This is a genomic window from Methanosaeta sp. UBA458, assembly GCF_002496085.1.
GTDB classification, from domain to species: domain Archaea; phylum Halobacteriota; class Methanosarcinia; order Methanotrichales; family Methanotrichaceae; genus Methanothrix; species Methanothrix soehngenii.
In genome coordinates this window covers 1-7,484 of sequence record NZ_DAIK01000160.1, presented here as the reverse complement: position 1 = coordinate 7,484, position 7,484 = coordinate 1, and the positions used below count along the sequence as shown (strand labels likewise).

General features: G+C 54.1%; 9 protein-coding genes. 6 read left to right on the top strand and 3 right to left on the bottom strand.

The window, feature by feature from the left end:
• A partial coding sequence (locus BP822_RS11715; protein ID WP_286878344.1) for an aldehyde dehydrogenase family protein occupies positions 1 to 1,304 on the bottom strand: 1,304 nt, incomplete at its 3' end.
• Positions 1,305 to 1,503: 199 nt separating this feature from the next.
• Between BP822_RS11715 and BP822_RS11710 the strand changes: the two genes are divergently transcribed.
• The 5 genes from BP822_RS11710 (at position 1,504) to BP822_RS11690 (ending at position 5,701) form a co-directional block, all read left to right on the top strand.
• Positions 1,504 to 1,830, top strand: coding sequence for a transcriptional regulator (locus BP822_RS11710; protein ID WP_013720173.1), 327 nt, complete (start codon positions 1,504 to 1,506; stop codon positions 1,828 to 1,830).
• A gap of 79 nt (positions 1,831 to 1,909) precedes the next feature.
• Positions 1,910 to 2,716, top strand: coding sequence for an ATP-dependent sacrificial sulfur transferase LarE (larE, locus tag BP822_RS11705; RefSeq protein ID WP_157863802.1), 807 nt, complete (start codon positions 1,910 to 1,912; stop codon positions 2,714 to 2,716).
• A complete protein-coding gene (locus BP822_RS11700) occupies positions 2,713 to 4,002 on the top strand; it encodes an aminotransferase class V-fold PLP-dependent enzyme (protein ID WP_286859206.1) in 1,290 nt (429 codons plus the stop codon). Before larE ends, BP822_RS11700 begins: the two co-directional genes overlap by 4 nt.
• Positions 4,003 to 4,018: 16 nt before the next feature.
• Positions 4,019 to 4,774, top strand: a complete 756-nt coding sequence (gene fdhD, locus BP822_RS11695; RefSeq protein WP_286878343.1) for a formate dehydrogenase accessory sulfurtransferase FdhD — start codon at positions 4,019 to 4,021, stop codon at positions 4,772 to 4,774.
• 24 nt (positions 4,775 to 4,798) lie between these two features.
• Positions 4,799 to 5,701: a TIGR00269 family protein gene (locus BP822_RS11690; RefSeq protein WP_273271778.1), complete on the top strand. Its 903-nt coding sequence runs from the start codon at positions 4,799 to 4,801 to the stop codon at positions 5,699 to 5,701.
• 202 nt (positions 5,702 to 5,903) lie between these two features.
• On the opposite strand, the gene BP822_RS11685 is transcribed toward BP822_RS11690, so the two are convergent.
• Both BP822_RS11685 and BP822_RS11680 read right to left on the bottom strand, forming a co-directional pair.
• Positions 5,904 to 6,251, bottom strand: coding sequence for a DUF86 domain-containing protein (locus tag BP822_RS11685; protein ID WP_013720178.1), 348 nt, complete (start codon positions 6,249 to 6,251; stop codon positions 5,904 to 5,906).
• The gene (locus BP822_RS11680; RefSeq protein ID WP_013720179.1) at positions 6,248 to 6,541 is read right to left on the bottom strand and encodes a nucleotidyltransferase family protein; all 294 of its coding nucleotides are present in this window, start codon (positions 6,539 to 6,541) and stop codon (positions 6,248 to 6,250) included. The genes BP822_RS11685 and BP822_RS11680 overlap by 4 nt, the downstream gene beginning before the upstream one ends.
• 353 nt (positions 6,542 to 6,894) lie before the next feature.
• Between BP822_RS11680 and BP822_RS11675 the strand changes: the two genes are divergently transcribed.
• Positions 6,895 to 7,484 (top strand): hypothetical protein (locus BP822_RS11675; protein WP_276620985.1); only part of this gene is annotated, 590 nt, incomplete at its 3' end.

Below are 7,484 nucleotides of genomic sequence, written 5' to 3'. Positions count from 1 at the left end.
ACCCCCACCCCTCCCGCCTCCAGCCTTTCTGCTGCCTGAATGCCCGTGGCAATGTCGCTGGTGTAGATGTATGCGGCCAGGCCGTAATTCGAGTCGTTGGCCAGCTTTATGGCCTCATTAACAGTCTTGAATTTCATAATCGGAGCTACTGGGCCAAAAGTCTCCTCTCTCATGATCTTCATCTTGTGGTCAGCCCGACCCAGGACGGTGGGCAGGAAAAAGTAGCCCTTTTCGAATGCCTCCCCCTCCGGCTCCCGGCCGCCGCAGAGGAGCTCTGCTCCCCGATCAAGGGCGTCCTTCATATGCTCTTTGGTCTTCTCACGCTGCTCATCGCTGAACATCGGCCCCAGGTCCACATTCTCTTCCAGGCCGTTGCCAATCCGCAGCCGCTCGGCCTGATGGACCAGTTTATCGGTGAACTCCTCTGCCGCCTCATCTGCCACATATACCCGGTTGACGCTGATGCAGATCTGCCCCATATTGGAAAAAGCCCGCTGGGCACAGGCAGCAGCAGCTTTTTCGATATCGGCATCGCCACAGACTATGAAGGGCGAGTGCCCTCCCAGCTCCAGTGAGACGCGCTTGATATGAAGGGCAGCCTGGGCCATTATCCATCGTCCGGTCTCTGTCTCTCCGGTGAAGGCGATCTTCCTGGAGATGGGGTTTTCCACCAGCTCTGCTCCTACCTCGCTTCCCGGACCGTGTACCACATTGACCACTCCTGCAGGAAGACCGGCGTCATAGATCGCCCGAACGAATTCCGTGGCGGCGACGGGGGCATGGCTTGGCGGTTTGGCCACAAAAGTGCAGCCCGCTGCCAGACACGGCCCCACCTTCCAGGAGAGGAGGTCCACCGGATAGTTCCAGGGGGTGATGAGGGCAGCGACGCCCACGGGCTGGCGGAGGACAACGCTCCGGCCGCGGGATGTGGCCAGCCATTCCCCGACGTTCCTCCTGCCCTCTTCTGCATAATAGTCCAGGATACCAGCAGATGATAGGATCTCCGCTCGAGCATTTTTCAGGGGCTTTCCCTGCTCCTGAGTCAGCAGTCGGGCTATGGACTTCGCCCTCTCTCGCACCAGATCCGCGGCAGAATGCAATAGCTCTGCCCTCTTCTCGCAGGCGGTCTCAGACCAGAGAGGAAATGCCTTCTTTGCCGCCTCCAAAGCCATCCGGGCATCCTGGCGAGTTCCTACGGAGACCAGAGCCACAGGCTCCTGGTTTGCTGGATTGCAAATCGTCTCCACCTTATGGGATGAAATGGGGAGCTGTTCCCCGTCGATTATCATATGAGTCTGATGCATGAAAGACCTCTGCATCGCCTATTTTATCCCTCCTGGCTGATAACCTTTGGGCCGGACCGATCAGAATGAATCGCCCCTTTCATCTCCTTCATCCGGGGATGCATCATCCACAGACTGCTATAACATTTATATGGGTATAGGTTATGATAGAAAGCCAAAGATAATGATCGATCAAACATAGATTTGAGGTTTATGATAGATGAAGTCGCCATGTGAGGAGATCGTCTGGAATGTGCTTCCCAGCATCAGAGCGGCTATTGCCGAAGAACTGATCAAAAGAGGAATTTCTCAGAAGGATGTGTCCAAAATGCTGGGAATCACCCCCCCTGCGGTATCCCAGTATGTCTCGAAGAAGAGGGGCTACAATATCGAGTTCAGAGAGGATATCAGGGAGGCGATAGGAGGGCTTGCGGAAGATCTTATCGATGGAAAGGTCGATGATCTGGTGAGGAGGATCTGCGATATCTGCTGCATGCTTCAAGATGACGAGAGCGCTTGCATCTCAGGTCGATGCAAAGGGAAGTAAGAATCAAATCCAAATAGATCTCCAATGAATCCCAGATCTCCATATTCTCTATGCCCTCTGGAGAAGGAATGTTTTTGGAATGTTAAAAATGAGCCATGACGGCAAGCTAAAAGATCTCAAAGATCGTATCCGGGAGAAAGAACGGCTGCTTATCTCGTATTCCGGTGGGGTGGACAGCAGCCTCCTGGCAAAGCTGGCTCATGATGTCTTGGGTGAGGGGGCGGTGGCAGTGATCCTGGACAGCGAGATCTATCCCAGAAGCGAGCTGGAGGAGGCGGTTGCCCTGGCAGAATCCCTCGGTCTGGAGCTGAGGGTGGAGAGGTTCTCTATTCTCGATGACCAGGCTTTTTCTCAAAATCCATCCACTCGCTGCTATATCTGTAAAAAGAGGTCCAGTGCCATTCTCAAGAGGGTGGCTCAGAAAGAGGGTATGAGCTGCATCGCCGATGGGGTGAACGCCGACGACCTCGATGACTATAGACCGGGCATTGCGGCCTGCAGCGAGGAGGGGATCTGGCATCCATTTGTCGATTCGGGGATCACTAAAAAGGATATTCGCACCCTGGCTCAGGATATGGGACTGCCCGTCTGGGACAAGCCCTCTTCCGCCTGTCTGGCCTCGCGCATTCCCTATAATGAGAGGATCACACGGGAAGGCTTACGAATGGTGGAAGAGGGGGAGGAATATTTGAAGAGCCTGGGATTTGGCCAGTTGCGGGTGAGGTCGCAGGGAAAGACGGCGCGAATCGAGCTGGAAGAGCAGGAGCTGGAAAGGGCGCTGGCTTGCAGGCAGGAGATAGTGATGAGGCTGAAGTGCATTGGTTTTGAATATGTGACCCTGGACCTGGAGGGCTATAGAAGCGGTAGCTTAAACGAGGTTTTGTGAAAGTTCAAGAGATTCGATCCGATTTTCCCATTCTCGATGATCTCATCTATCTGGATAGCGCCGCCACCAGCCTTACTCCTGAGCCCGTCTTAGAAGCTGTCCTGAGCTACTACCGCAGCTACAGGGCCAATGTGGGCCGGGGGGTCTACCGCCAGGCCCAGATCGCTGACCAGAGGTACAGAGACGCTCATCTCAAGGTGGCGGGTTTTGTGGGGGGAGAAGATGGAACTGCCGTCTTCACCAGGAACACAACCGAGTCGATCAACCTAGTGGCCAGGGGCCTGGACTGGAAGAGGGGGGACCGAATTGTGACCACATTGCTCGAACACCATTCCAACCTCCTGCCCTGGATGAGGCTGAAGGAGGTGGGGATCGATCTGGAGGTCATAGCTCCGGATAAAATGGGGAGGATCGATCTGGCCGACCTTGAAAGAGCCATAAACAAGAAAACCAGGCTGGTCGCCATGAGCCATCTATCCAATGCCCTTGGCACCATTCTGCCTGCAAGAGAGGTCGGCCGGATCTGCCGTGAGCGGGGAGTTCTCTTTCTGCTGGATGCCGCCCAGTCCCTGCCCCATATGGCAGTGAATGTTAAAGACATAGATTGCGATTTTTTATGCTTTTCCGGCCACAAGATGCTCGGGCCCACGGGATCGGGAGTGCTCTGGATCAGGGAGCTGGAGGATGGCAAGAGGAATGGAGAGCAGAGGAGGGCAAAAGGGCAGAGAATGAGCAGTCATGCCAGCAAGAACCAGGACTCCGGGAAGAAGCTGGGTAGCACGGAACTGGCGCCCCTATTGGCAGGAGGAGGGATGGTAGAGGACGTCTTTGACGACGGATTCACCTTTAAGAGGGGCTATGAGGGCTATGAGGCGGGAACGCCGGACATCTCCGCCGGCATTGGTCTGGGCGCTGCAGTGGACTACTTAGCCCGGATAGGGATCGATGAAGTTCACGATCATGAGATGAGTCTCACCAGGAGGCTGCTTAAAGGACTGGATGGGATCGGAGGCCTGGAGGTCTACGGACCGGGGGCTGATAGCCCCGTGGAGCGGGGAGGAGTGGTCTCATTTGGGATAGAGGGCCTCTTGCCCCATGAGATCGCCCTGATGCTCGACCAGGCCTCCAACATCTGCATTCGCTCGGGGCACCATTGCTGCATCCCCCTGATGAGGCACCTGGGATTAAAGCATGGCACCGCCCGAGCATCGCTGTATCTTTATAATACCGATGAGGAGATCGAGAAGCTCCTGGGGAATTTGGAGCAAATCGCCAGGATGGCTTAAGGGAACGCATGAGAAGATGATAAAAGACTTTGAGTGCCTTAAGGTGGACGAGATCAAGGTCGAGAAAGCCATCTGCCCGGTGGCGGAGGAGGTTCCCTTATCTATTTTCATCAACGGCCGCCATTTCGCCACCGCTATGATCAGCCCCCAGATGAGAAAAGAGTTCGTGGCGGGGCACCTTTATTCCGAGAGGATCGTCTCTGCCGTCGAGGAGATAGAATCTATAGAGGTGGAGGGAGATGTGGCCAGGGCAATAGTCGCCAATCCCATTCGAGCGATAGTCCCCAGGAGGCCCATTGTGAGCGGCTGCGGGGGCATAGCCTCATTTCTCGATGAGTCAAAGCTCCCCCGGATAAAATCCGATCTGACGATCAATAAAAAACAAGCTCAGGAGGCGATGAAGGCCATATCCTTATCCCAGACGCATATCGCTACGGGCGGAGTACACTCAGTTGGGCTCTTCGATCAATCCGGGCCTGTATCGATCATAGAGGACATAGGAAGGCACAATGCCCTGGATAAGGCCATAGGCAGCCTGATCATCAAAGGGGAGAGATTCGACCTGGGCCGGGCGTTTGCCGCCTGCACCGGCCGGGTCTCCTCGGACATGGCCCTGAAGTGCTCTGTAGCCGGCATCCCCATAGTCGTCTCCCGGGGGGCGACGACGGGCCTGGCCATAACCATTGCTCAGAGGACGGGTCTTGGCATCATCGGTTTTCTGCGGGGGAAGAGGCTGTCCGTTTATGCCAATCCGGAGAGGTTTGTGATTTGAGGTTGACTGAATGAGGTCGCCTAAATGATCTGCTCCCTCTGTCAGGAACGGGCGATCGTTTCCCAGCGCTACCTCGGCCGGCACCTCTGCCAGGATCATTTCATCCAGGATTTTGAGGGGCGAATGGTCCAGACAATCGTTGTGAACCGGATGATCGAGAAGGGAGAGCGGATCGCAGTGGCGGTGAGCGGAGGGAAGGACAGCACTGCCCTTCTATTTGCCTTAAGCCGGGTTCTAGCCGAAAAAGAGGTGGAAATGGTGGCGTTGACTGTAGATGAAGGCATCGCAGGCTACCGGGATGATACCATCGTGGCTGCAAAGAGGATCGCCCGGCAGATGGGAGTGGAGCAGGTGATCATCTCATTCCAGGAGGAGTACGGCTGGAGCCTGGACGAGATGGTGGTGGGAGCAGAGGTCGCGCCCTGCACCTACTGCGGGGTATTTCGCAAGAACGCATTGAACTGCGCTGCCAAAAGCCTGGGGGTGACAAAGCTCGCCACCGGCCACAACCAGGACGATGAGGCCCAGTCGGTGATGATGAACTATCTGAAGGGGGATATGGAGCGTCTGATGCGCTTTCGGCCCAGAAGGGAGCAGCCGGGGCTGATTCCCAGGATCAAGCCCCTGCGAGACATTCCTGAAAAGGAGATCGCCCTCTATGCCATGGTTAACGGGATCTATTTCGAGTCCAGGGAGTGCCCCTATGCCCGGCTCTCTTTAAGAGCAGATGTGCGGGATATGATGAACCGGATGGAGAGCCTCTTTCCCGGAACCCGGCAGAAGACGCTGCAGGGATTTGAGAGGATCGAGGAGCTGTGCCGAGGAGACTGGGCGCAGATGGAGCTGGCGGAGTGTAGGGAATGCGGCGAGCCATGTGTGGGGAAGAGGTGCAAGGCCTGCGAGCTCTTGGGAAGGCTGAGAGGATGATGGATCTAGGTGCCTGTACCTCGCGGGATAATAATGAGAGATGCTCGGGAAAATACCTTCCACTTATATCTCGAAGAAAGGCTAATGCATCTTAACTGAGATATGCCACCCCTCCCCGAAGACATCCTGCCCGGCCAAGGGAAAGACAAATGGCCGTTGCATAAATAAGGAGATGAAGATTTCTTGCATTCATCTGACTTCGCTACCGGTCCATATCAGCCAATACATTTTCCAGCATGGATCGAAGCTCAGGAAATTCTATGGTCACAGTTGTCCAGACGATCGACAGGTCAACCTTGAAATAGCCATGGACGAGCCGATCTCTGATTCCTGCCATATCGCGCCAGGGAATCTCTGGGTATCTTTCTCTAATTTGATCCGGGATATGTTTTGTTGCCTCGCCTACAACCTCTATGCACTTTGTCACTGAAAGAACAGTCTTTTTATCGCTTTTAAATTCATCAAATGTCATATCTCTAATAAATTCTTCAGCGTAGTTCATGTGCTCAATGATATCCTCGAGATAACTCCCATAATCCCGTTTCTTCATACGTAAATTACCTCTTTGAGGATATGCCCGCTTACCCTCGGTTTGAGGCCCGACTTTGTGACCAGATCTACCTTCTCACCAATCTTGTCGCTCAAGTAATTCTGCAAACCCACGTATTGTACCAGGCCAATTGGCTCCTCAAAATCAATCAGCAAATCGAGATCGCTGGTATCCTTTTGCTCGCCTCGCACGAAAGATCCGAAGATGCCGATCTCCTTTACTTTAAATTTTTTTTTGAGGATTGGCTTTTGATCTTTAAGGACTCTCTCGATCTCTTGAAGGGTTTTCATTTTAGTTGCCACCATCCAATCGAGCAGGTTTCAGGATCTCTTATCTCAACCAGGATTGCTATCTAAATCTTAGATTCAGATCCTCGACCGCGTAGATCAGGCTCATTTCCCAGAAGCTGGGCTAGAACTCTCTCGGAAAGCCTCATAAGGCCTCTCGTAATTGCTCTATCTTCACCATGCTCCAACAGATCACCAGGAATTTGCATGCAGCTTCTGGCACTCTCACCCATGATACTGCTTTTGGATTTCTTGATATTTAAAGCATGGGCTGAAAAATTTCAACGATCCGAGAAACCGATCCAGAAGACTTATCTTTTTATCCCGCCAAACACTCCTCCAAGGATGTGTTGCAGATGGACCGGTTAACCCTGGCCTCAGTAGCCGCCCCCTTCCTGGCGAAAGGGGCGGAGGCTTTCTCCAAGAGCGCAGGTGAAACGCTGGGCGCAAAGGTGGGCGAGCTGTGTCAGGCAGTTGCAGACAAGTTCAGGGGCGACTCCGATGCAGAGGAGACCCTGGCCCTTGGCAAAAAGAGGCCGGATTCAAAAAGGCAAGAGAATGCTCTGCGGGAGGTCCTGGCAGAGAAGCTGGAGGCTGACCCGGATTTCGCCGTCAGTGAGCAGAGGCTGGTGGATGAATTAGAGAAAGGAGGCAGCAGGACGGTCTTCGACAAGCGAGGCCAGACCATGCACGGCTCCCAGACCAATATTGCCGGCAGCTTCAGCGGGAATGTTCTTTTCAACCAGTTCAATGGTCCAGTATCTCTAGGAAGAGAAGCGGTAGACATGCGGGGCTCGACGGGCGCAATCTACAAACCCTCCGGACCGGTCAACCAGCAATATCGATACTATTCTAAGGCGCGGGATGTATCCAGCAAAAGCGAAGGCCAGAGAAGGATAAAATGTATATTTCTGGCAGCCAATCCGAAGGGCACTCAACTTTTAGA